The following is a 22641-nucleotide window of genomic DNA, read 5'->3' on the forward strand; positions in this document are numbered from 1 at the left end:
AAAATTAATATGACTCTGCATTTGTAAAGGCAGAGTCATCACTATATAAAACAGAGAATATTGTAAAATAGTCTTCTGGCTTAATTACCTACGTGATTTCGTAGGTAATGGAAAAAATTTTTATCACATATGAATTAGAGAGAGATTGAGAGCGCGACTTACAGCATGCGTAATGTTCTGTGCTTCCAATTTTGCAAGGCAGTTTCGTACATGAAAATCCACTGTGTGTACAGAAATACACAATTTGTGCGCTATCTGTGATTTTGTATATCCCGCTGCTGACCACGTTAATATTTCCTGCTCTTTTGCGGTCAAATGAACCAGCGTAACTTTTTTCTCCATTAGCCGCCAATAACAAGTATAAAACTGAACAGACATGAGATTAGCTGCATCTAAAATATCCTTATTTAAATTCCCATTCTTTACACTACATGCCGCACCAACAGCTGCAATAGCTCCTCCAGGGCCTCGCATGGAAACGCCAACGCCATTGAATAAGCGAGCATCTTCCGCTTCATTGAACATCTGTATTTGCTTGTTCGATAGCTGCATTGATGCCTTTAACTCATCCCATGTGTACGCACCTATCGCGTCATAGGCTTTATGTCTCACAGGATCTATATGAACATATTTCTGATCAAAATAGCGTTCTACCCAATCCGCTGGATAATTTTTTAAAAATCCGTGCTCTGCTTCTTTTTTTAGCCTAGGATGATCTGTCATTAAACCTAAAATCACACGATCAAAACCTATATCAGACATATATTTTTCGAAGAGGTTAAAAAGAGATTGAATGTTTTTAGAGTTATTAGTTTCACAAATATAATCTTCCATATTCATATAAACATCCTCATCATCATTGATGACTACTAGATTGTTTTCACATCGAAGATATAGAGAAATGTAATATTTATTTATATTTCACTTCTCTATCGCCCCGACGGCCTCGCCCGCAAACTTTTCTCAAGATTGTTATAGACCTGATTGGCCGCTGACTTCGCCACATTGGGCGAACAAATATCATCCGTGCCAAACAAAAACATCCAATCAATTCGATACTCCGCCGTGCGTTTAATCAGCGCATAGTGAAACAAGAACGCCTTCTCTGATATTTTGCCCCAGCTTGCTTTTAATTCCTGCCCGACAAGGTAAGGGCCGTATTGATCTGGGGCCAGCATCTTTCCTGCGCGGGTGGTGCGGTATTCCTCGATGGAGGCTCCGTTGAGGTAATGTTCGTAGGCTTCGGCGATTTCCGCCCGGTCAAGCCATGTGTCGATGTTGGGATTGTCTCGTTCTTGCGTTGAGCGCGTCCAGTTGCGTAATTCATGCAATCGATGGCTGAATTTCAAATACAGGCTGCTGGTGGTCTGGCGGGAAACGCCCGTTTGGGCGGCAGTTTCCTTGGGCGATACAAAGCCCGCATAGCAGCGCAAGATGTCCTGCACCTGTGTTTCGGTGAGGGTGGAGTTGTGGATATAGGGGTTTGCCATACCGTACCGGAGATGATGAATTTGTCTTTATGGTAGCAGGCCGTTTGGCGGGTGTGGGGCCAAACTGCTTTACATTGCCCTCCTGAACTTGCTGCAAACTTCTGTTATCGCTATAGAGTAAGAACCTCCTTAAGAAATGACCCTTTGGAGGTTTCCCATGTACCAACAACCCCAATCCCGTGGACTTGCCAGTATTATTTACGGCCTTGGCAATGCGCTTGGCGTGATTGCCGCCGTCCTCCTGACCCCAATCTTTTTCCGGTGGGGCAGCAATTCCTTTGTGATGGATCATGTGATTGCCCTGTGGGGGCATGAAGCATCCGGCATCATGTTTGTGGTGATTGGCCTGTCTTCGGCCTATATCGCTTTTGCCTCTGTCAGTCTGGTGTTCAATTTCACGGTGACCTTTCTGGTCGCGGCCTTCGCCGCCCGCCGTCTGTCAAAACGGCCATAGGCGCAGGAGGCGATCATGAAAGACTTCTATGAAGATTATCGGTTCGGATCGGCGGACTGGGCAACGTGGCATGAGGCGTATGAATGCGGCCTGTTTGATAACCCCGGCCCCGTGCTGGGGTATATGGACGGCAAGCTGCTGATGCTGGACGGGGATGCCCCCATGATTACCATCGGCGGGGCAGGATCGGGAAAACTGCGGGATTTGCTGGCCTATAGCCTGTGCGGTATCCAGCATGAAAACTATGGCTGGCTTGCGCCGCCGCGCTTGCTGGTCAATGACCCGCGCGGGGAATTGGCGGCAATCTCTGTTCACAATCAGGTGCGATTTGGCAAGGCGGCCTATTGCATCAATCCCTTTGGACTGCATGGCCTGCCGCAGCACAGACTGAACCCGTGGGATTTGATAGACCCGGCTTCACCAACCTTTCACGCGGATTTAACCCTGCTGGTCAATGACCTGATCCCCCTGTCCGGCAGTTCCAATGCCGAGTATTTCGAGATCAGGGGGCGGCAATGGTGCGAAGCCTTGGCGCAGGACTATGCCGTGACCTTCGGCACAGTCACCTTGCTAGCACTCTACGACATGGTGAACGCGGTGGAAGACCCGGACGCTTGGCCTGTCCTATACGACCGGATGGCGGCTTCGCCGTCGATGGACGTGCGGCGCACCGCCACAGAAATCCAGAACAAGCGCAAGAAAGTCCCCAAGGAATACAGTGCGATTATGGGGGAGCTGTTCAAGTATCTGGGGTTTTTGAATGACCCGACCATCCGCGACACCTTGAGCGGATCGGACTTTTCGCTAGAGGTGTTGTGCCAGCGGGATTGCAATGTGTATTTGATGATCCCGGCGGAATATATCCACCAGCTTGCGCCCATGCTGCGGGCGATTATCGGCGCGGCCATGCTGTACAAGCAGCGCAATCCGTCCGCGCCGCGTGTGCTGTTTCTGGTGGATGAAGCCGCCACGCTGGGGCGGTTTGAATCCCTGCTCCGGGGTTACACCTATGGGCGTGGCATGGGTATTCGGGTGTGGAGTATCTGGCAGGATATCGGCCAGATCAGCCGCAACTATGGCCGCGATGCGCTCTCCGGTTTTATCGGGTCATCCCAAATGCGGCAATTCTTCGGGGTGCGGGATCTGGATACCGCCCGGATGGTGTCGGCCATGCTGGGCAGCCAGACGCTGGAATACGACCAGGAACTGGATCAGATGCGGGCGCAGGTCGCGCAAGCCCAGATTATCAGTGAATTGTTTTCCGGTGGTGATCCCTTTGCTGCTGGCATGAATTACAGCTATCAGGCGCAAGCCGCTATTCACCGGGTCAAGCAGGCCCGCCTGCTTATGACCCCGGATGAAGTCCTGAACATGCCGGAAGACAAGCAAGTGATTTTTATCAGCGGCAAAAACCTCATGCCGATCCATGCCGACAAGGTGCGGTATTTCACCAACCCGGATATGGCCGGGGCGTTTATGCCCAACCCCTATCATCCCCCGGTGGATTCCGTACAGGTCATGACAGAAGCAGGGGCGAAGCGCAGGCCCGTTATCACTGAACGGGTTCCGGCAGAATTCGCGCATTATCCGCAATACGAATCCGGCAACTGGTCGTTCATCAAAGGCTATCGTCCAGCGAACAACAAACCGCCACACAAACGGAGGAAATGGAAAGATTTTATCGTGCCGGGTCCATGGTAATCGGACTCTCGAATGACGGATTGAACGCAGTGGTATGCGACAAGTTTTTGAAATGCAGTGCCGCGTGAACACGATGATGTTCGTGAGGGATTTTTCATTGCATCGCAAAATAAATTATGTCTATACCCACGGCCCACTTCAACTTTTCGATGTCATCGAAACAACATCCTCAAAAGGAGAAGACCATGAGCAACGATAAAATTTTAAGGGAGGGAAGCCAAACCAATAACGAACTGACAACACACAATAATTCGTCTCCCGTGTGTTTGTTTGATATCGAAAAATACCGTCAAGACCTTGAAGGTTTTGATTTAACCGACGAACAGGCGCGGGAATTACTGCAAACCTTGTGGTCGATCATGACCACCTTTGTCGAGCTGGGTTTTGGTGTGGATTCTGTCCAATATTTATTGGCACAAAACAGCCAACGCCATTGCGATGAAGACTCAAGGTTGCTAACAACAAATGATGCAGCGCAAGAATTTAATCGCGCCGCATTGGATAAACGAAAGAAAGGCACATCATGACCAGAAAAGCAGAGCAAAAGGCCGTGATTTATTGTCGTGTGTCCACGACAAAACAAACCAAGGAAGGCAACGGCCTTGATTCACAAGAAACACGCTGCCGCGAGTACGCCAAGTACAAAGGCTATAGCGTTGAAGACGTGTTTCAGGATGATAAATCAGGCAGCCTGATTGACCGCCCCGGCATGAAAGCCATGCTGGGGTATTTAAGCCGTCATCGCAAAGAGGCGGTGGTGGTGATCATCGATGATATTTCCCGGCTGGCACGAAGCTTGGACGCGCACACGCGGTTGCGTTCGGCCATTGCCAGCCTTGGGGCCAGACTGGAATCGCCCTCGATTGAATTTGGTGATGATTCGGATTCGCAGTTGGTTGAAAACCTGCTGGCCAGCGTGTCGCAACACCAACGCCAAAAAAACGGTGAGCAGGTTAAAAACCGCATGTGGGCACGGGTGATGAATGGGTACTGGGTTTTCCAAGCCCCGGTCGGCTATCACTATGAAAACGTCAGGGGCCACGGCAAATTGTTGGTTCCCAAAGAGCCGCAAGCATCGATTGTCCGCGAGGCATTGGAAGGATTTGCGTCGGGTCGGTTCCAGATTCAGGCCGAGGTGAAACGCTTTCTGGAAGCGCAGCCGGAGTTCCCGAAAGCAAACAGCCGTTACGTTCGCCCCCAGCAGGTTACAGACATACTGATGAACCCTGTTTATGCAGGTTATATCGCCGTTCCCAAGTGGGACGTGCAGCCACGTAAGGGGCATCATGAACCACTGATTAGCTTCCAGACGTTCAAGAAAATTGAAGAACGCCTGCATGAAAAAGCCAAGGTTCCTGCCCGCATGAATTTGACTGCGGATTTTCCGCTGCGTGGAGCTGTGGCCTGTGGGGATTGCGGGTCGCCTTTGACCTCCTGCTGGACGACGGGGCGCAACAAATACTACCCCTATTATCTGTGCTGTAAAAAGGGCTGCTCAAGCTACGGCAAGTCCATCAGGCGTGATGTGATCGAGGGTGAATTTGATGCTCTGTTGCGGGCTGTTCAGCCCACGCCGGGATTGTTCAAAGTTGCCAGCAGGATGTTTGAGGATTTATGGAATCACCGCCTGTCGGCAGGGCATGAACGCATTCATCATTTGAAAGCGGAGCTGACCAAGGTGGATCGCCAGATTGAGCAATTCCTAAGCCGCATTGCGGACACAGAAATCGAATCAATCATCCAGACCTATGAAGACCGGATCAGAAAATTGGAGGAACAAAAGATCATGGTAAAAGAAAAAATCGTGGAATGCGGTCGCCCAGTGCGAAGTTTCGACGAAACACTTAGAACCGCTTTTGAATTCCTCGGAAACCCTTGGAAACTCTGGGCTTCCGACCGATTGGAGGATAAGAGAACAGTCTTGAAATTGGTGTTTGCAGACAAGCTTGTTTACGCACGGAACACTGGGTTTAGAACCGCCAATTTATCCTTGCCATTCAAGGCTTTAGCGGATCTTTCCAGTGGTCATTTTAAAATGGTGGAGCCGGGGGGATTTGAACCCCCGTCCGCCAGCACTCCATCCTCGGCTCTACATGTTTAGGTCCGTTGATTGATTTAACGCTTTACAGCCCAACGGGCAGGACGTGAAGCGCGATCCTGTAAAGATTTAACAGCTAGGCCCCAGGCATGCTTCGCTGCGATCCAGTTCTGTATGACGGGCTCTATCGCGGTACTGGCACCTTGGCAGAGACCGTTAGCGGGCTTAAGCCGCTAAAGCGTATGAATCGTCGTTTGCGACTATTCAGATGCAGCTTTGGATTAAGGTGATTGGCTGCCATCACCACATGCACCTCGGGCTTCGTTACCAGCGTCGAATCCAAATCGGCCCCAGTCGCGCCGGACGCAATCGCCCGGTATGTTGGGCGGCTTTGTCCAAGCCAGCGAGTGGGCGGTATTCTATGCCTTTGTGATACGAATTTCTAGCCTAGTTGGCAATCAAGGGAGGAATAGAATCGCGTTGATGATTAAACACTCAAATAACGCTGAATCAACTCATCGTTTAATCCGGCAATCGCGCCGGTGGCTACTACACTGCCTTTTTCCATAATAAAGAAATCATCGGCTACACGGCGGGCGAAAGGCAGTTTTTGTTCTACCAGCAGGACAGTTAAACCTAATTCGCGATTGAGCTTACGAATGACTTCGCCAATGTCGCGTACCACATTGGGCTGGATGCCTTCTGTGGGCTCGTCGAGGATGAGTAGTTTGGGGTCCAGTACCAGTGCGCGGCCAATCGCAAGCTGTTGTTGCTGGCCGCCGGAGAGATCGCCGCCACGGCGGTATTTCATTTCCTTAAGGACGGGAAACAATTCATAAATCAGGCCGGGAATAAAGCGCGATTTATCTTTGCGTGCGCCCAGGGAGATTTTCAAATTTTCCTCTACGGTCAGGAGTGGGAAAATCTCACGTCCCTGGGGTACATAACCTATACCGCCACGAGCGCGGTTTTCCGTCGATAGCTTATTGATGTCTTGCCCATTCAGTGTGATAGCACCATCGCGCACGGGGAGTAAGCCGGTAATGCATTTCAGCAGTGTAGTTTTGCCTACACCGTTACGCCCAATCAGACAGCCGCAGGTTCCCTGCTTCAGCTTGAGTGAAAGATCCCACAGGATATGGCTTTGGCCGTAATATTGATTGATATTGTTGATTTCAAGCATGATCTATTCACCCAGATAGACTTCAATGACTTTGGGATCATTTTGAACCTGATCCATAGTGCCTTCGGTCAGCACTGAGCCCTGGTGCAGAACAGTGACTTTGCGTGCGATGGAGCGCACGAATTTCATGTCATGCTCTACCACAATCACCGAGTGATCACCGGCGAGGGAAACCAGTAGCTCTGCCGTCTTTTCTGTTTCTTCACCGGTCATGCCGGCAACGGGTTCATCCACGAGCAGCACACGCGGGTTTTGCATCAGTAACATGCCGATTTCCAGCCATTGTTTTTGACCGTGGGAGAGAGCCCCGGCATTTTTGTAGCGATGCTCTGCCAAACCGATTTGCACCAGGACTTCGTCAATACGGTATTTTTGAACACTGTTGAGTTGTCGGGTGAGTGTCCACCAGACACGCTTGTCAGCGGCGGTAGCCAATTCCAGGTTTTCGTAAACACTCAGCGCTTCAAAAATGGTGGGCTTTTGGAACTTGCGGCCAATGCCGCCGCGGGCGATCTGGTGTTCAGACAACTCCAGCAAATTAATTTGTTGGCCGAAGTAAACGCTGCCGGCGTCTGGTTTGGTTTTACCGGTAATCACATCCATCATGGTGGTTTTGCCAGCGCCGTTGGGGCCGATAATACAGCGCAGCTCACCTTCGTCGATATAGAGGTTGAGATTGTTGAGCGCACGGAATCCATCGAAGCTGACGGTGACACCTTCTACATACAGAATAGTGCGGTGCGTGGTGTCCAGCGGCGCTCCGAAATTGGGGTCCGGTGTACCCAATGTACGCCTGGCTTGCGCGAGAATATTCATGGGTTACTCCTTGGTGGCGGTCGCGGGTACAGCGGCACTGTTGTTTTCGGTTTTTTGATCCGACTTGTGGATTTTGGCCGTTTTGTGTTTAAACAATCCCACCAGTCCCTGTGGCAGTATCAAGGTAACCAGCACAAAGAGGGCGCCCAGCGCAAATAGCCAGGTTTCCGGTGAGTAGGACGTGAACAGGGTTTTGCCGTAGTTCACCGAAAATGCCCCGACGATAGCACCGAAGAGCGTGCCGCGTCCGCCTGTGGCTACCCACACCACTAATTCAATGGAGTTGAGCGGAGAGAACTCGCCTGGGTTAATAATGCCAACCTGGGGCACATAGAGGGCGCCGGCAATACCGGCCAATATTGCTGAGAAAACAAACAGCCAGAGTTTGTAGGATTCAACCTGGTAGCCACAAAAGCGTGTACGGCTTTCCGCATCGCGAATGGAGACAATAATTTTGCCCATGCGCGATGTGACTATGTAGCGGCATGCCAGGTAGGCCAGGATCAGCATGACGCCGGATGCCAGGAACAGTGAAATGCGGGTACCATTGGCCGAGATGGAAAAGCCGAGGATATCTTTAAAGTCGGTAAGGCCGTTGTTGCCGCCAAAGCCCATTTCGTTACGAAAGAAGGCGAGCAGCAAGGCGTAGGTGAGTGCCTGGGTGATGATGGAGAAATAGACGCCGGTGACGCGTGAGCGAAAGGCCAGCCAGCCAAACACAAAGGCGAGCAAACCCGGCACCAGTAACACCATCAACATGGCAAACCAGAACATATCAAAACCCAGCCAGTACCAGGGCAATTCCTGCCAATTCAGGAACACCATAAAATCGGGCAGGACAGGGTCGCCGTATTGACCGCGCGGGCCAATTTGACGCATCAGGTACATGCCCATGGCGTAGCCGCCCAGGGCAAAAAAAGCACCGTGCCCCAGGGATAAAATACCGCAATAACCCCAGATCAAATCCACTGACAGGGCGAGCAGGGCATAGCACAGGAATTTGCCGAGCAGAGTAACGGTAAAGGTTGAAATGTGCAGTGGCGAACCTTCGGGAATTAACAGGTTGCACACCGGGACTATCACCATCGCGAGTGCAACCAGTCCAAGGACAATCATGCCGCCGCGATCACTGAGTAATAAACGTTGAGTTAACATGCGAATCTCTCTCGGAAAAATTAATCGGCAGCAGCACGGCCTTTTTGTGGGAAGAGGCCTTTGGGACGTTTTTGGATAAACAGGATCAGCAATACCAGCACCAATACCTTGGCGAGTACCGCACCGGCATAGGGCTCAAGGAATTTATTGATAATGCCGAGACCCATAGCGCCTACCAGCGTGCCCCACAAATTACCCACACCACCGAACACCACGACCATAAATGAATCGATGATGTAGGCCTGGCCGAGGTTGGGGCCGACGTTGGTTAATTGTGAGAGCGCAACGCCCGCAATGCCGGCAATGCCGGAGCCCAGGCCAAAGGTCATCGCATCGACCCAACTTGCACGTACCCCAACAGCACGCGCCATGGCCCGGTTTTGCGACACGGCGCGAACCTTGAGTCCGAGAGAGGTTTTTTTGAGGATGGCCAGCAGTGCAAAAAACACCAGTAGGCCAAAGATAAAAATATACAGGCGGTTATACGTGATCGAGAGTACAGGATTAATTTCCAGGGAGCCGCTCATCCAGGCAGGTAATTCCACCGCGCGATTCAAAGGTGAAAAAATACTGCGTGCGGCCTGCTGCAAAATCAGGCTGAGGCCAAAGGTGGCGAGCAGGGTTTCCAATGGGCGTCCGTATAAAAAGCGGATGACGCCGCGCTCAATCGCGATACCGACCAGGCCTGCCACAATAAAGGCCGAGGGAATGGCGATCATCAGGCTGTAGGCGATTTGGTTGGGAAAGAGCTGCTGTACAACCCAGGTGACGTAGGCACCGATCATCATCAGTTCGCCATGGGCCATATTGATGACGCCCATAACCCCAAAGGTAATGGATAAACCAATTGCTGACAGCAGGAGAACCGAACCGAGGCTAAGGCCAAAGAAAATATTTTCTGCCAGGCGAAACGTGGCGATGCGATCATCAATGCTGTTTAACGCTTTCTGGGCTTGCTGTTTCACTTTGTTATCGGGGTCATTGCTGGCAATGGTTTCCAGGTTACTGCGCACTTCCGGCAGTAAGCTTGCACGCAAAATCTGGACGGCATCCAAGCGTATATGGGCGTCGTTATTGTGTAAATTAAACAGGGCAACGGCAGTGGTGATATGTTCGCGCACCGCATCGTTGGCTTCAATTTTTTGACGCTCAAGGAGCAGGTTGATACTGCTTTCCTCGACACCATCGGCAATCATACGTTTGACGGCGCTGAGCCTTTTGGCAGGTTCTTTATGATTCAGGTTAAGTTGTGCGAGCAGGCTGCGTAACTGGGTACGCAGCGTATTGTTGATAGGGACGCGTTTCAGTTCACTGCGGATTTCTGTAGAAAAAGCTTCGCCATCAATAACATTGAATTGCTGATTATCGCGTTGGATAGCGACATATAACTCGCCGCGGGTGTTGGCATAGAGGGAGCCCTGTTGCAAGGCTTCGAGGATATCGAAGGTACGGTTATCATCTAGCTGGACCAGGGCACTAACGGCTTGGGATCGCTTGGGCAAACTGCTGCGTACCAGTGATGTCAGTCGCTCGACAAACAATACATCTGCGGTTACTCCTGCGTCTGTCGCGCTACTGTTATCCACGGTCGATGTGGTTGTCGATAAGGATTCCGTCGGGACTTCTTCGGCACGCAAACTTAAAGAGGTGCCAAAGCAGCTAAGTAGTATGCAGAGAGATAACCAGCGAACCCCCGGTAAAGTCCGGTTGCCGCCGCTCTTGATCCAATCGAGTTGCATAGTCTGGTCTCGGAAAAACAAAAAGAAAAAATGCAAAGGAATCCATTCCTGTACCAGTGGGCACTGGCCGCCATCCCTGGCCATGCTATAGGTGTTGTTGACAGGGGCTCGCGGTTATCGTTGCACTTAGTGTGCAGCGGCTGCACCCAGGCATTTTTTGGTTTTGGTGTTGTAGTTACCGCACTTCAGGGTTATCCAGTCAGACTCCAGGTCTTTGGAACCATCCAGGTAGTCAGACCAGGCATCACCTGGAACCAGGCCTTCGGTTTCCCACACCGTGAGGAATTGGCCGTCTTCCTGGATCTCACCAATCAGTACCGGCTTGGTGATGTGGTGGTTGGGCAGCATTTTGCTCACACCACCAGTCAGGTTGGGTACTTCAACACCGACGATAGCGTCGATCACTTTGTCCGGATCAGTAGACTTGGCTTTCTCAACCGCTTTTACCCACATATTGAAACCGATGTAGTGCGCTTCCATGGGGTCGTTGGTGACACGCTTGTCATTTTTGATAAAGGATTTCCATTGCTTGATAAAGGCTTCGTTGGCAGGGCTTTCGACGCTCATGAAGTAGTTCCAGGCTGCCAGATGGCCTACCAGTGGCTTGGTATCGATACCGGAGAGCTCTTCTTCACCCACAGAGAAGGCAACCACAGGAATGTCTTCTGCCGTCACTTTCTGGTTACCCAATTCGCGGTAGAAGGGTACGTTGGCGTCACCGTTGATGGTGGATACAACGGCTGTTTTCTTGCCGGCTGAGCCAAAGCGCTTGATGTCAGATACGATGTTTTGCCAATCGGAATGGCCGAAAGGGGTGTAGTTAATCATGATGTCTTCTTGCGCCACGCCCTTGGATTTTAAATAGGCTTCCAGGATTTTATTGGTGGTACGTGGATACACATAGTCAGTACCGGCCAGTACCCAGCGCTTCACTTTCATGTCGTTCATCAGGTAATCCACGGCTGGAATTGCCTGCTGGTTTGGTGCCGCACCGGTGTAGAACACATTGCGCGAGGACTCTTCACCTTCGTACTGCACGGGATAGAAGAGAACACCATTTAATTCTTCAATAACGGGCAGTACGGATTTGCGCGATACCGAAGTCCAGCAACCGAAGATGGCCGCGACCTTGTCTTTGGTCAGTAACTCGCGGGTTTTCTCTGCAAACAAAGGCCAGTTGGAAGCAGGATCTACTACCACAGCTTCCAGCTTTTTGCCGAGCAGGCCACCTTTTTTGTTTTGCTCTTCGATCAGCATCAGCATGGTGTCTTTCAGCGTGGTCTCGGAAATCGCCATGGTGCCAGAGAGTGAGTGGAGTACACCCACCTTGATGGTTTCAGCGGCAGTAGCGCTGAATGAGGCGATGGTTAAGCCGCAGGCGATACCGAGTGCCCCGACGTGTTTTGCTATTGTCTTCAGCTTCATGGGTCTTGCTCCTAGTAGGTTTACTGACTCAGTGGTTTTCGTTTTCTGGTAAGTACCAGGTCTTTCCGGTAACGCCGTAACGCTTATGGTGAGCGATATTGTTTCTTCCGTGATGGCCACTTTGTTGCTTCAGGCAAAATGGCGCTTTCGCTCTCGGTAAAACTCCCTAATGGCTCGACGGGTGCTGTTGTTGCGCTTCGTAGAGCATATGGAGAGTGATCTTGCGCACTTCGGCCTTGCTGGCCTCTATGTGCGTTTTTAAATAGCTTTTTACATCTTCAGCGCGCCGCTCGATAATCGTTCTCAGGATTTTGGCGTGCTCTTCATAGGTGGCTTCAATACGATTGGCCTGGGTAAAATCGATGCGGCGCACAATGCGCAAACGCTCGGTAATTTCGTGGTGTATGCGCGCCATTTCGGCATTGCCGGTTGCTTCAACCAGTTGCTCGTGGAAGCGCTCATCCAGTGCACAGACACTGGGACCGTCTTCCAGTCGGTCCTCCGGTCTCACCAGCCAGATGCGTTTTAAATCTTCCAGGTTGGGTGCCGGTTCCATTTCGCAAAGTTTCTTTACGGCTGCCAGCTCCAGCACAATGCGCACATCGTAGAGCTGTTCAAATTTCATAAAATCAAACGGTTTGACTTGCCACCCGCTGCGAAAGGAAACCTCTACAAACCCTTCACGTTGTAAGCGGGCCAGTGCTTCGCGCACGGGGGTGCGGCTGGCGGCTACACGCTCGGCAATTTCGTTTTCACTAAAGCGCTCACCAGGCAGGAGGCGAAACGAGAAGATATCGTCCTTAATCGTTTGGTAAATTCGTTCGGCCACATTCGTTCTTGGCTCGTCGGTTTTTTTCCGGACTTTTTCGGTTTTGATCAGTTTCATCGTCTCGTCGCTTTGTTAACCCGGGATGATTAATCGATTTCCAGCACCAGCAATAAATCGCCTGCATTCACCTGCTTGCCCGGCTCCACGTGGATGGCACTGACTTTGGCATTGCGGTCGGCATAGACCGAGAATTCCATTTTCATGGCTTCGACAATCAGCAGGGGTTGATCCGGCTCTACCAACTGGCCGGGCTCTACCAGCAATTTCCAGATATTGCCGCTGATGTCGGCAGTGATAGGGTGACCATCCACTTCAATAGGGCCGGTGTTAATTTTGATTTGCAGGGCAGCGTCTACCTGCTCGGCTTCATCGGCTTGCCAAAGTGCCACTTCACGGGTGAAGGCCTGCTGTTGCTTGGCTTTGAATTCAGCGATGCTGGCGGCATTGTCGTGCAGGAATTGTTCGTGTTCGGCCAGGCTGAAATAGGCCTCTTCGATCTTCAGACTCAGGCGGCCTTCACGGAAGGCTTCGCGCTGTGCGGTTAACTCCTCTTCGCTGACCTCGTAATAACGCACCCGGTCAAAGAATTTCAGCAGCCAGGGCTCGCCGTTAGTGAATACCGGGTTTTTCAGGAATTTATTCCAGATAGGCAGGGTGCGTCCCACTAATTGGTAACCGCCGGGTGAGTCCATGCCGTAAATACACATATACACGCCGCCAATGCCCACCGTACCTTCCGCCGTGTAGGTGCGTGCCGGGTTGTATTTGGAGGTGAGCAGGCGGTGGCGTGGATCGACGGGCACGGCGCAGGGGGCACCGAGATAAACATCGCCGAGGCCCAGTACCATGTAGCTGGTGTCGAATAGAATTTGTTTAACCTGATCGACAGAGTCCAGGCCGTTAATACGGCGCATGAATTCGGTATTGCTCGGCAACCAGGGCGCGGTATCGCGCACGGATTGGCGATAGCGGGCCACCGCATCCAGGGTGGCGGAGTCTTCAAAGGCCATGGGCAGGTGAACGATACGGCTGGGCACTTTGATATCGCGTGCATCGCCAAGGGTTTCCTCAATCGTTAACAGTTTGGCGATTAAATCCTGCTGGTGGATGACACGGCTGTCGTAATTAATTTGCAGTGAACGCACGCCGGGTGAAAGTTCGATAATTCCCTCAATCGGCGAGGTCTTGAGCGTCTCCATCAATGCATGGACGCGCAGGCGCAAACTCAGTTCGAGAATATTGTCGCCGTATTCCAGCAGGATATATTTGTCGCCTGCCTGGCGATAGCTGACCAGTGGGCGACTACCTGCAGGAGCAAGGGATGCGAGGATACATTCTGATAGGCCATGGGGGGGGGCAGCAATCGGGGTAGCGGCAAAGTTGGCGAGCGGTTGCAGTGTGGCAATGGCTTCATCCTGGGCTTTTTCCAGGTTCAGTGCATCGTCAAAACTCATGCGTACAAAGCGGATTTTATCGCCGGGTTTGACCTGGCCGACTTTCCAGAGCTCGGCTTTTACAATGGTCACCGGACACACGAATCCGCCCAGGCTGGGGCCATCCTTGGTTAGGATAACGGGCATGTCACCGGTGAAATTGATCGAGCCAATGGCATATTCGGTGTCGTGGATATTGGAGGGGTGCAAGCCGGCTTCGCCACCGTCACTGCGGGTCCAGGTGGGCTTGGGGCCGTTCAGGCGAATCCCCAAACGGTTGGAGTTGTAGTGCACCTCCCAGGCGGTGGAGAAAAACATGTCAATCGCTTCGGGTTTGAAAAAATCCGGTGCGCCGTGGGGGCCATAGAGCACACCGATTTCCCATTCGCTTATCCCGCCTGCCGTTGAAAAACAGGAGGGAATTAATGCTGCGGGTACCGCAGCAGGTTCGTATACCGGTGCCGGTGTTGTACAGGCGGCGATAGCGGGATTGCTGATGGGCAGCATATCCGTGGCGCGCAGGGTGCGACCCGCATGGCCGCCAAACTGGCCCAGTGCAAAGGTGGAGCGGCTGCCGAGGTACACAGGCACGTCGAAACCCTGGCGCACCGCCAGGTAGCCGCGACAGCCGTTTTCGGTTTTACCGATGTCGAGAATTTGTCCGGCTTTAATGGCTACCGGTCGCCAGAAGGGAATGAACTCGCCGTCGAGTTTGGCGGGGGATGAGGCTCCGGCGAGTGCAATAATCGCATCGCTGTGGAATTTTAATTTGGGGCCGATGATGGTGTATTCGAGTGCAGCGGCGCTGTCGTGGTTGCCGACAATGCGGTTGGCTAAACGGAATGCGTAATCATCCATGGGGCCGGATGGGGGAACACCAATACTCCACAAGCCAACGCGACCGGGATAATCCTGCACACTGGTATAGGTGCCGGGTTGCAACACTTCGACAACGGGGGGCAGGTAATTAAAGCCGGCCAGTTTGTTGGTGGCTACGTCGCCATCGGCGAAGAAGTCGGAGCCGATAATCTGGCGCAAATAATCCAGGTTGGTGGCAATGCCTGCGGCACGGGTTTGGTTGAGTGCCGCACCCATGTTGGCGATGGCATCGGCGCGGTCTTTGCCATACACAATGATTTTCGCAATCATTGGATCGTAATAAGGTGACACTTCGGTGCCGGTGGCTACCCAGGTATCGATACGCGCAAACTCAGGAAACACCACATCGGTTAATACACCGGGAGATGGCTGGAAATCGCGCACTGGATCTTCAGCGTACAGGCGCACTTCAATAGCTGCGCCCTGTGGATTAATAGTGATATTTAAATTGGGCGGTGTTCCTGCAGCGGTAAGAATCATCCATTCCACCAGATCTACCCCGGTGCAGGCCTCGGTGATGGGGTGTTCCACCTGCAGGCGGGTATTCACTTCCAGAAAGTAGAATTCATCGCGCGCAGGATCGTAGATGTATTCAATGGTGCCGGCAGAGCGGTAGTTCACCATCTTGCCCAGGCTGACCGAAGCCGCGAGTAATTGTTCGCGGGTCGCTGCAGGCAGGTTCGGCGCCGGGGTTTCCTCAACCACTTTTTGATTGCGGCGTTGCAGTGAGCAATCGCGTTCACCCAGTGCCAGCACATTGCCTTTGCCATCGCCAAAAATTTGCACTTCCACATGGCGGGCGTTATCCACAAAGCGTTCGAGGAATACACCGGAGTCGCTGAAAAAATTTTGTCCCAGGCGCTTTACACTTTCGTAGGCATTAACCAACTCGGCTTCGCTGTTACAACGAGTCAAACCGATACCGCCACCGCCTGCGGTACTTTTGAGCATCACCGGATAACCCAGCGTAGCGGCAGCATGGGTGGCTTCCTCAACGGAGCCCAATAAGCCGGTACCGGGTGTCAGGGGAACGCCAGCTTGCTCGGCGAGTTCACGCGAGGTGTGCTTTAAGCCGAACTGGCGAATCTGTTCCGGCGTGGGACCGCAAAAGGCGATACCTTCGGCTTCACATTTTTCGCAGAAGTTGGCATTTTCAGAGAGGAACCCATAACCGGGAATAATAGCTTGGGCACCGGTTTCTTTAGCCGCGGCGAGAATCAGATCCACTTTCAGGTAGCTTTCTGCCGCGGTATTGCCGCCCAGGCATATCGCTTTGTCGCAGGCGGTGACATGGGCTGAGTTGCGGTCTGCGTCGGAGTAGACGGCCACCGATTCGATACCCATTTTTTTCAGGGTTTTAGCGATACGCACCGCGATCTCACCGCGGTTGGCAATCAGTACGGTCTTTAGCATGGTGGTTCTCCGACTCTAATGTGTGTTGCCTTGGGCATGCTGTATCTGTCGTGATGCGTGATAAGGCGAATCAATATCTAAAAAACGAACTTGTTTTTGAGTAGCACTGGTGTATCGCTATTTTTTTAAGGAGGCGATATAGGCTCGCCATCCACCCAGGCGGGTAATTTCTGTTGCGCCTTCTATTGCTGCGCCTTCACAAATAAATCCCTTTACCTCGCGCCCGTCTTTCAGGGTGAGTGTGCCTATCCCCAACGGGGCGGGAATGAGTGCGACAAAACTGCCGAAGTGCTGCAGGGGCACATCCCATAGCTCCACAATAATTTCGGCTCCTTTAACGGCTTGGTCGGCACCGCTTGTGCGAATTAATCCGGGCTTGGGTGGGGTGGTATTGGGGAGTGCAAATAAACGGTAATGGCTGGCAGTAAATGTACTTTCCACAAACAGCGCCTTGCGCTCTTGCAGTTGTACATTGAGCGGCATACCGGTGAGGTGGGCACCGACAACTGCCAGGCGCACATAGCCGGCAGGTGTATGGTTGCGCGGGTTAATTGCCGGCGCTTTGCGATCGGTAGCACCCAGGGGCAGGTTCAGGCTGGCGTGCCAGCGGCGGCCAAAGTCCACCAGCGCATCGTCCTGCCAGGCGGGAGCGATCAGGGTGATACCAAAGGGCAGTCCATCGCTGCGCATACCCGCAGGTACTGCCAGGGCCGAACAATCGGCCAGGTTGACGAAATTGGTGTAGGTACCCAGTTGGCTGTTAACTCCGACCGGGTCAGTTTCTACCTGGGCGATGGTGGGATGGCGCGGCGCAGTAGGCACCAGCAGTGCATCGATATCCTGCATCAGGGTTTGGATAACGCGCGCGAAGTCGGCGCGGCGATATTCCGCGCGATACGTATCGGTAGCGGAAAAGTTCGCCGCGTTTTCGATAATGCCGCGCACGACGGGATTCATATCGGCAGCATGGTCGCGCATAAATTCCGCGACCGCCGCGTGGCGCTCGGCCACCCAGGGGCCACCGTAGAGCAGTTGGGCGAGGGTGAACATGGGTGTGAAGTCCAGTTCTACCAGTTCAACACCGAAAGCCTGTAATTTTTGCAGGGTGGTTTGCCAGGCTGCTTCGGCGGCACTGTCGCCATACCAATCCGGCTTGGCAGGAATGGCAACACGTGGTGTTGCAGGGAAGTAGTGAGCGGGTTCCGGTTGCTGGCGCGAGTAGCCATCGGCCTGGTCAAAGCCCTGCAGCAACTGTGCTACCAGGTTTGCATCATCCACTGTCAGCGCAAATATCGATACGCAATCCAGGCTGCGGCAGGCGGGGACAACGCCCTGGGTACTGAAGCGGCCCTTAGTCGGTTTAAGGCCCACTACATTATTAAAGCCGGCGGGAACACGGCCGGAGCCGGCGGTGTCCGTACCCAGGCTAAAGGGCACCAGCCCTTGGGCGACACTGGTAGCGGAACCGGAACTGGAACCGCCGGAGACATACTCTGCCTTAAAAGAATTGGGCACAGCGCCGTAAGGCGAGCGCGTGCCCACAAGGCCAGTAGCAAACTGGTCGAGGTTGGTCTTGCCCAGGACGATGGCCCCTGCGGCCTTCAGGCGCGCTACGCTGGTTGCGTCTGCAGAGGGAATGTAAGTAAAGGCCGGGCAAGCCGCTGTAGTCGGAATACCGGCGACATCAATATTGTCTTTAACGGCGAAAGGCACGCCATAGAGGGGCAGGGCGTTGGCATCGCCCAGCTGGCTTAACGCATCCAGTTGCTGATTCAGCTCGCTGGCAGACAGCACATAAATCCAGGTGGGGTCAGCGGGGGTAATCTGGGCGCGCAATGCCTGCAGTGCGGCGCGGGGTTCGATGGATTGGCTGCGATAGGCTTCAAGCCATTCAGTAATTGTCCAGCCGTGGGTCAGATTCATGGTTATTCCTGCACTCGAAATACAATCTTGGATACAAGTTTGTATTCAGCAGAAACTGTGCCAATTGCAATTGGCTCTCCGAAAGAGGCTGGGGGATATGCACAAAATGCTTGATATTCAATGGGTTAAATGATGTAGAAAAATAGGGTGACGCATTTTTTGCCGCAAAAATCTTCCAGTTTTTATGCGCTGAATTTGTGCGTATGAGGTTGGTATGGGAGTCAGGATGGTGCGGAGGATAGTTGTTTTCATATCTCAATTATTTGAAATATTGAGATATATAAGGTGATGCTCTATGATGTTTCAAAATTTCATGTTTTTGAGATGAAGTATGATTAAGCGACCGCCTTCAAGTGACCAATTACCTAAAAGTGCCTGGGCATGGATTAGTGAGTATCAACCCGAGCGGCGATTGGAATATTTGGATTTCTATACGGTTGTCGATAGCAAAGGGCGTTATCTGCCATTTGATGAGTTTCGCCATCGGATACCTAAGGGGTTGGCAGTGGATATCGCCTGGGCCTTAACAAAAGAAGCGAGATCCCGGACGCGTCAATGGATTTTGGGGCTGGGAGAGCCTGCAAGGTTCTGTTATTACAATGACATTCCGGCTATTCAAAAAACAAAGACACTCGTTGATCAAGCGACTACAACTGCCGCGTTAGCGTGGGCCAACAGGAAAATAGGGGAAGAGCAAAACTTCTCCTATATGCTTGAGGATTTGATAGAGGATGAAGCAATCAGCAGCAGTCAATTGGAAGGTGCTGCCACGACGACCCTTGTTGCCAGGGAAATGATAAAAAGAAGGCGTGAGCCACGCACTATGGACGAACGCATGATTCTTGGTAATTTTAGAATGATGCGGTATGTGTGGGATAAAAGATCATTGCCTTTAACAACTGAGCTTATCCGGGAGTTACACGCTATTGGCGTGGCAGGGATAGATGACGAAAAATACCGGCCTGGTATTTTTCGCTCTGCTGATAATGTTGTTGTTGAGGATAGCGATGGCAATATTGTACACCAGCCACCCATATGGACGGGACTTGAGGATAGGTTGAATAGGTTATGTCATTGGGTAAATACGGATCACGATGAAATAGAAAGCCAAAACTATATTCATCCCTTGATCAAAGCAATATCGATACATTTTGCTATAGGTTATGAGCACCCATTTAACGATGGCAATGGCAGGGTTGCGCGCGCGTTGTTTTATTGGTTTTTGTTTAAAAAAGATTATGGGGCATTCCGTTATATATCCATTAGCAACCTTCTTAAGGAAGCGGCTACCCAATATGGAAAATCTTATCTCTATACTGAAACCGATGAGATGGATTTAACGTATTTTGTTGATTATCAATGTTCTGTGATCATGAGAGCGATAGCCGCATTCAAGGGTCATTGCCAGAGAACCATTGAGGATATTGAACGATTTAATAAATGGCTGTTTAACGCAGGTATTTATGCAAAACTGACTGAAAAGCAAAAAATTGTCTTTCAGGTGGCTAAAGGTAATAGCAATAGTATCTTTACGGCCAGGTATGTCGAGGAGCGTTTGGGGTGCTCTTATAATACGGCTGCCTCGGTGCTCAACGGCCTGGTCGACTTGGAACTGTTTGAGAAACGTAAGGATGGAAAAGAGTGGGTTTACCGCCTGCGCAGTAAAAACGATATTCAAAATAGCTGGACTGCCAGCTGATCCAAAGGAATTTAGTCATGGCTATGAACTGGAACCAACTTCTCTGTGCTGACCGCCTGGGCAATCGGGTGGCCAAGCATGAAGAGGGGCGCTCGCCGTTTCACTCGGATCACGACAAAATTGTGTTCTCCGGTGCCTTTCGCCGCCTGGCGCGCAAGACCCAGGTGCACCCGCTGGCCACGAATGACCATATCCACAATCGCATGACCCACAGCCTGGAGGTTGCCTGTGTCGGGCGTACCCTGGGGATTCGGGTTGGGCAGGCGCTGAAAGACAAGGGGGATTTACCCGCGTTTATCTGGCCGACAGACATCGGCGATATTGTGCAGGCGACCTGCCTGGCCCATGACATCGGCAATCCACCGTTTGGCCATACCGGTGAAGATGCGATTCGCAACTGGTTCCAAAAAGAGGGCGCTGCCTTCCTGCGCGACCTTTCACCCTCAGAGCAGGACGATATTCGCGTCTTTGAAGGTAATGCCCAGGGCCTGCGGGTATTAACCACTTCGGAGTATCACCAGTACCATGATGGTATGCGCTTGACTTACGCCACCCTGGCGTCCTCGATCAAATATCCCTGGACCTCCACGCCGACGGTCCTGGGCAAACGCCCGAAAGATAACAAGTACGGTATTTTCCAATCCGAACTGCACTACTTCCATGAAATTGCCCACAGGACAGGGCTGATTGAGCGAGGTAATAATTGGTATTGTCGCCATCCACTGGTGTATTTAATGGAAGCGGCCGATGACTTTTGTTACGGCATTATTGACCTGGAAGATGGCCTGGAGATGGGCATTCTCAATTGGACTGAAATTTATGAACTCCTGCGTCCGGTGATTGCAGACTCTCCGCAGATGGATGACCTCGAACGCTTATTGAAAAAAGTCAATGACGGCCGCAAACCGGCGCTGGTGCGCGGTAAGGTGATTGATGCGTTTATCAATGCGGGTACCCAGGCGTTTATCAAACACCAGGAAGCCTTTTTAAATGGCGAAGTTGAAGGCGACCTGATTTCACTCTGTGCTCCGGAAGTACATAGTGCGGTACAGGCTGCAAAGGATTTGGCCAAACGCAAAATTTTTAATCACTCACGCCGTGTGGAATTGGAAATCGGTGCATACACTGTGATCGGGACACTGCTCAATACTATTTGTGGCGCTGTCTATGCGTCGTTGGGGGATCCGGCACAAATGACCTACAAAGATAATCGGGTCATGGCGTTAATTGGCGAAAACAATTTCCATCCGCTGGTCAGCCAGAAAGCGCAAAACTACCAATACCTGGCATTGATGGCAGTCATTGATTACATCAGTGGTATGACGGATAACTATGCTACCAATCTGGCCAAGCAATTTAACGGTATGGGTTATTCCCATTATTGATAACAGTGCCTCAATTAACCGCCTTACGATCTTCAATATGTCTGTAACAAATCGTAAAACTTGTATGGGGTAAACTGGCGATGCAGCTGGTAACAACACGCCAGTTATTGGTGGGCTTATTGGTTGTGCTGGTAAGTGCTACACCATTGTTTTTTATAGGTGGCCCCGATGGGGTATCGCCACCTTTGTACCAGGCGTTGTGGGATTGCGGGCATATCCTGTTTTTCGCGTTTCTGGGGGCCGCTATTCATTTGCTGTTGAGCCTGCGCCAGTCGGCCCTGACCCTGCCTCTGGTTGTTGGCTGGAGCCTGGCTGTCCTGTTTGCGGGAGGGTTGATCGAGTTGGCGCAAGGGTATGTGGGGCGCAACGCCGATTGGCAGGATGTCTTTAATAACCTTGTGGGGTTATGGTTGGGAATGGCCTGGATCAGGCCGGAGCGGGTGCACTGGCGTTGGCGGCTACCGGTGTTGTTACTGATGATTCCGTCATTGATGCCAGTCGTGGTATCGGCATTGGTGCAGTGGCAACAGGCGCGCACATTCCCGCTTCTGGCGGGTTTTGAGTCATCCCTGGAGTTGCAGCGCATCAATGGTCGGGTGGAAATATCCCCTGAGCATTTCATCCAGGGAGAGCATGCCCTCAAGGTATCTCTGGGAGGGACTGGCTATTCAGGTGCCCATGTAAAGCTCTTTCAGGGGGACTGGTCTGTTTATGCTGTGCTGGCAATGGAACTCTATAACCCGGGAGCTACGCCTTTATCGATGACCCTGCGTATCAGCGATCGCCAGCATGAGCGGGGAGAGCAGGCTTATAACGATCGCTTTAATCGATCCCTGGTGCTATTACCCGGCTGGAACCGGATTCGCATTCCCGTTAAGGACATCCGCAAGGCACCGGCCAAACGCCAAATGAACCTGGGGGAGATACACCGGATTGGAATCTTTGCAACCCGCTTGCCGGCGCCTGCGGTGGTGTATTGGGATAACCTGCGCCTGGAATAGTAGATAGCGGTTGTAATAGGCTGGCTATAAAGATGCCAGTTTTAGAAGAACCGGCTATGAGGCAAAAAATTAGCCCCC

General features: G+C 52.0%; 16 protein-coding genes, 1 other RNA gene and 1 pseudogene. 7 read left to right on the forward strand and 11 right to left on the reverse strand.

What is annotated here, in order from left to right; genetic code table 11:
* Window positions 1-123: 123 nt before the first annotated feature.
* On the reverse strand, window positions 124-840 hold the full coding sequence (locus CJA_RS06035) for a helix-turn-helix transcriptional regulator (protein WP_012486874.1): 717 nt from the start codon (window positions 838-840) through the stop codon (window positions 124-126).
* Between the two features lie 89 nt (window positions 841-929).
* On the reverse strand, window positions 930-1490 hold the full coding sequence (locus tag CJA_RS06040; RefSeq protein WP_041551189.1) for a hypothetical protein: 561 nt from the start codon (window positions 1488-1490) through the stop codon (window positions 930-932).
* Window positions 1491-1647: 157 nt separating this feature from the next.
* Here CJA_RS06040 and CJA_RS06045 point away from each other — a divergent pair, with 157 nt between their 5' ends.
* The 4 genes and pseudogenes from CJA_RS06045 to CJA_RS19980 all read left to right on the forward strand — a co-directional run.
* Entirely contained in the window at window positions 1648-1944 is a 297-nt protein-coding gene (locus CJA_RS06045; protein WP_012486876.1) for a hypothetical protein, read from the forward strand.
* A 15-nt stretch (window positions 1945-1959) separates the two neighbouring features.
* Window positions 1960-3645 carry a type IV secretory system conjugative DNA transfer family protein gene (locus CJA_RS06050; RefSeq protein WP_012486877.1) on the forward strand — a complete coding sequence of 562 codons (1686 nt, stop codon included), beginning with the start codon at window positions 1960-1962 and terminating at the stop codon, window positions 3643-3645.
* Between the two features lie 185 nt (window positions 3646-3830).
* Entirely contained in the window at window positions 3831-4172 is a 342-nt protein-coding gene (locus tag CJA_RS06055) for a hypothetical protein (protein WP_012486878.1), read from the forward strand.
* Window positions 4169-5179, forward strand: a pseudogene (locus CJA_RS19980) (recombinase family protein); the annotation flags it as partial. The gene CJA_RS06055 and the pseudogene CJA_RS19980, both read left to right, overlap by 4 nt.
* Window positions 5180-5681: 502 nt before the next feature.
* Here the strand turns inward: CJA_RS19980 and ssrA are convergent.
* The 9 genes from ssrA to atzF all read right to left on the reverse strand — a co-directional run bounded on the left by ssrA (window position 5682) and on the right by atzF (window position 18478).
* Window positions 5682-6035, reverse strand: a transfer-messenger RNA (tmRNA) gene (gene ssrA / locus CJA_RS18895).
* A gap of 135 nt (window positions 6036-6170) precedes the next feature.
* Complete coding sequence (gene urtE / locus CJA_RS06065) at window positions 6171-6866, reverse strand: urea ABC transporter ATP-binding subunit UrtE (protein ID WP_012486880.1); 696 nt, start codon at window positions 6864-6866, stop codon at window positions 6171-6173.
* 3 nt (window positions 6867-6869) lie between these two features.
* On the reverse strand, window positions 6870-7682 hold the full coding sequence (urtD, locus tag CJA_RS06070) for an urea ABC transporter ATP-binding protein UrtD (RefSeq protein ID WP_012486881.1): 813 nt from the start codon (window positions 7680-7682) through the stop codon (window positions 6870-6872).
* Window positions 7683-7685: 3 nt separating this feature from the next.
* Complete coding sequence (gene urtC, locus CJA_RS06075; protein WP_012486882.1) at window positions 7686-8837, reverse strand: urea ABC transporter permease subunit UrtC; 1152 nt, start codon at window positions 8835-8837, stop codon at window positions 7686-7688.
* Window positions 8838-8857: 20 nt separating this feature from the next.
* Complete coding sequence (gene urtB / locus CJA_RS06080; protein ID WP_083766910.1) at window positions 8858-10576, reverse strand: urea ABC transporter permease subunit UrtB; 1719 nt, start codon at window positions 10574-10576, stop codon at window positions 8858-8860.
* Between the two features lie 126 nt (window positions 10577-10702).
* Window positions 10703-12001, reverse strand: a complete 1299-nt coding sequence (urtA, locus tag CJA_RS06085) for an urea ABC transporter substrate-binding protein (RefSeq protein WP_012486884.1) — start codon at window positions 11999-12001, stop codon at window positions 10703-10705.
* Window positions 12002-12167: 166 nt separating this feature from the next.
* Window positions 12168-12887 carry a GntR family transcriptional regulator gene (locus CJA_RS06090; protein WP_012486885.1) on the reverse strand — a complete coding sequence of 240 codons (720 nt, stop codon included), beginning with the start codon at window positions 12885-12887 and terminating at the stop codon, window positions 12168-12170.
* A gap of 29 nt (window positions 12888-12916) precedes the next feature.
* On the reverse strand, window positions 12917-16555 hold the full coding sequence (gene uca / locus CJA_RS06095; protein ID WP_012486886.1) for an urea carboxylase: 3639 nt from the start codon (window positions 16553-16555) through the stop codon (window positions 12917-12919).
* Between the two features lie 117 nt (window positions 16556-16672).
* A complete protein-coding gene (gene atzF / locus CJA_RS06100) occupies window positions 16673-18478 on the reverse strand; it encodes an allophanate hydrolase (RefSeq protein WP_012486887.1) in 1806 nt (601 codons plus the stop codon).
* Window positions 18479-18809: 331 nt separating this feature from the next.
* Here atzF and CJA_RS06105 point away from each other — a divergent pair, with 331 nt between their 5' ends.
* From CJA_RS06105 to CJA_RS06115, 3 genes are all read left to right on the forward strand, one after another.
* Window positions 18810-20177 (forward strand): Fic family protein, encoded by a 1368-nt coding sequence (locus CJA_RS06105; RefSeq protein ID WP_012486888.1) that lies wholly within the window; start codon window positions 18810-18812, stop codon window positions 20175-20177.
* 17 nt (window positions 20178-20194) lie between these two features.
* Window positions 20195-21562 carry a deoxyguanosinetriphosphate triphosphohydrolase gene (locus tag CJA_RS06110; protein ID WP_012486889.1) on the forward strand — a complete coding sequence of 456 codons (1368 nt, stop codon included), beginning with the start codon at window positions 20195-20197 and terminating at the stop codon, window positions 21560-21562.
* 80 nt (window positions 21563-21642) lie between these two features.
* Window positions 21643-22563 (forward strand): hypothetical protein, encoded by a 921-nt coding sequence (locus tag CJA_RS06115; RefSeq protein WP_012486890.1) that lies wholly within the window; start codon window positions 21643-21645, stop codon window positions 22561-22563.
* Window positions 22564-22641: the final 78 nt, after the last annotated feature.

Source organism: Cellvibrio japonicus Ueda107, assembly GCF_000019225.1.
GTDB classification, from domain to species: domain Bacteria; phylum Pseudomonadota; class Gammaproteobacteria; order Pseudomonadales; family Cellvibrionaceae; genus Cellvibrio; species Cellvibrio japonicus.